This is a genomic window from Clostridioides sp. ES-S-0108-01 (assembly GCF_020662285.1).
Lineage (GTDB): Bacteria > Bacillota > Clostridia > Peptostreptococcales > Peptostreptococcaceae > Clostridioides.
The window spans coordinates 1-2,800 of record NZ_JADGMN010000051.1; the positions used below are offsets into that span (position 1 = coordinate 1).

The following is a 2,800-nucleotide window of genomic DNA, read 5'->3' on the forward strand; positions in this document are numbered from 1 at the left end:
CCTTCAGCAGAAGATGAATCTACTTCTATAAGTTCATTATTTACAGTATCAACTTTGAATAATTCTAAGTCCTCTGTGTTCTTCCATTTTTCATATAATACATTTTCTGATACAGTAGCATAGTGAACTGTCATTTGTAGGCTTTGATGTCCTAAAATTTGTTGTATAACACTTATACCCATACCTTGCTCTACATATTCCTTTGCTCTTGTATGCCTTAGAGAATGAAGTCTAAAGTGATACAACTCCCCATTAGTACCTTTAATATCTTTTTGAACTATTAACCTTTTAATAGTTTTCAGTAAAGTTGCTTTCGCTAACGGTTTTCCTTTTAATTTACCTTCATAAGCATTAAATAAATACTTCTTAGGATTATTTTCTTCTGTGCTTAATTCTTTTGTCTTATCAATAGCCTTTATAACCATTTCAGCAACCTTATCTCTTATAGGAATTTTAAGTTGTGCTATACCTGTTTTAGTTATTTCGCCACAAAGATAATAATTATATTTTTGTTCTTTGTTATTCCATATTTGCTCTAAGCAATTATCATATCTAAGATTTAATATATCAGTTCCACGCCAACCAGTTTCACGAAGTAAAATGTAAATAGGTATAAACTGTGGTCTATCTAAAGCCATAATATTATTATCTAATTGTTTTAATATAGGTTCTGGAATGAACTTTGCTTTTTTAACTTCATCTTTATTTAATTCCCTTTTAGGAATATCATCTTGGAATATTAAAAATGATACTTCTTTTTTAGGTGCAGTATCATATTGAGCCATTTGTATATATTCTAAAAACGTTCTTGCATAAGATATAAACTTACTTTTATAAGTAGCATTTTTATCTTTATAACCATTATTAACCCAATATAAATAGTTTTCTATATCTTTTCTTGATAGATTTTCTATGAATCCATCTGTATATCCATTTGAATAAAACGTATTAAAAAAGTAGTTTAAATGACTTATTATTTGGTGGCAATGATTCCAACTTTTCTTAGTAATTATAGTTTTAAAATACCTTTTTATAGTATCTCTATAATACATAGGGACGCTTTCAAAGTTAATATGACCGCCCGCTCCATGAACCCCAGTCGCTGGAACTTTAGCCCCCACAATATTTTTTGAATACCATATATCTTTCTCAGTTTCTTCTCTATCATCATAGAAATCTTTAATAAAATCTATTAATATATTAGTAAATGAAAAATATGTTGTTTCAGTAGATTTAAATTTAATACCATTGTTTATTAAAAATAGTTTCCATCTACTATATATTCTTTCCTTGTCTTCTCTCAATAAAGTATCTTCTTTAAAGAATTTTGTAAAATAGTTTAAAGGATTTCTAAGCCTTGCAATAACTTTATTTGTAAATAGACCTTCTTTAAAATGATATAAGAAAAAGAACTTTATCTCATTTTTTAAATTAATACTTTTAATACCTGAAAAATCAATGTGTTTATAAGTGGCATTTCCAACCTTTACAACATTATTAAAAAATATTTCAATTTCAAAATCCCACTTATCATTTTCTAACCAATATCCATTATCTTGACTAAGATATTCAATTACTTCACCATACTTACTTTGTTTATCACTTTTTATCTCTTGCAAATTTCTCACTTTATTTATCCCCCTCATTATAAATATCTAACTCTAAATTTGGTCGAGTTCTATTGAACTCTTCGGTTATTTCTTCATCAGAAGGGTGTATATAAGTGTTTAAAGTAGTATAAATATTTTTGTGTCCTGCTCTTATTCTTAATAGTTCAGGTTGCCATCCTGCCATTCTTAATAACGTTAATGAACTGTGTCTAAACATATGTGGGGTAACATATATATTTGTCTTTTTCTTTAATGTTCTAAATAAATTATCTGCATCAGTATAATTCATAGGTTTATACTTATTACTGCCACTAAGTTTTATAAATATATGGTTAGTTTCAACTTCTTCTGTGTGATATTCTGCTAAATATTCCATAAACATATCTGCTAAATTTTGAGATATATCTATTCTTCGAGGACTTGATACTGTCTTAATTTCGGCATTGTTTTCAAGTTCCCCTCGGTCTTGTAAATCTATAACCATGTCACTTATGTCAAAGTCCTCAATCCATAAAGATAAGGCTTCGCCTATTCTCATACCTGTTTCGTATAACAATGTTAATAGAAACTTATCTCTAAGGGTATTACAGGCTTTTATAAGTGTTCCTATTTCTTCTTTGGATAATATCTTTGGTTTAGATTTAGGAACTTTCAGTTTTAATATGTTACTTGTTACTTTCTTTTGTTCATGTGCTATTCCATATAAAAAACCTTTAAAATTTCTACTTGGCGTACCCACAAACTTCTTTAGCCTATCAGAAATATTACTACTGTATTCTTCATGTCTTAGAATATAATCATAAAATGTTAACACAGTATTAACTATAATATTTACTGTTCTTGGACTTCTTGCTGTTTCTACTTGATGTGCAGGAATTACCTTTAGGCTCTTATATGGATTTTGTAACCAATTAACAAATAAAGCTAAATCATCAATAGTTACCTTTTGAAAATCTAATTCTCTTTGCTCTAAATACTCAAAGTACAGTTTAAGATGTTGGCAATACATCCTTAAAGTATTTCTTGCAAAGTTGGTATTATCTTTAAACCTAATAAACTTTAGTATAGGCTCTATTGGTAATCCATCATCATCTGATACAAAGTATCTTTCCTTCCCATTTTCTGTTTTTACTTTTACTACTTCCATAGTTCTATATACACTCCTATAATTCTACTTTATTCTATACTTA

General features: G+C 28.0%; 2 protein-coding genes. Both read right to left on the reverse strand.

Going from position 1 to position 2,800, the window contains the following annotated elements; translation table 11 throughout:
• The coding region (locus IR152_RS19565) for a tyrosine-type recombinase/integrase (protein WP_413927524.1) at window positions 1-1,628 on the reverse strand (1,628 nt) is incomplete at its 3' end.
• Between the two features lies 1 nt (window position 1,629).
• Window positions 1,630-2,757, reverse strand: coding sequence for a tyrosine-type recombinase/integrase (locus IR152_RS19570; protein ID WP_227453495.1), 1,128 nt, complete (start codon window positions 2,755-2,757; stop codon window positions 1,630-1,632).
• Between the last annotated feature and the right edge of the window lie 43 nt (window positions 2,758-2,800).

What these genes read in the sequence shown, in the direction of transcription:
- IR152_RS19570 (WP_227453495.1), bottom strand. Translation starts at nt 2,757, where the DNA reads ATGGAAGTAGTAAAAGTAAAAACAGAAAATGGGAAGGAAAGATACTTT.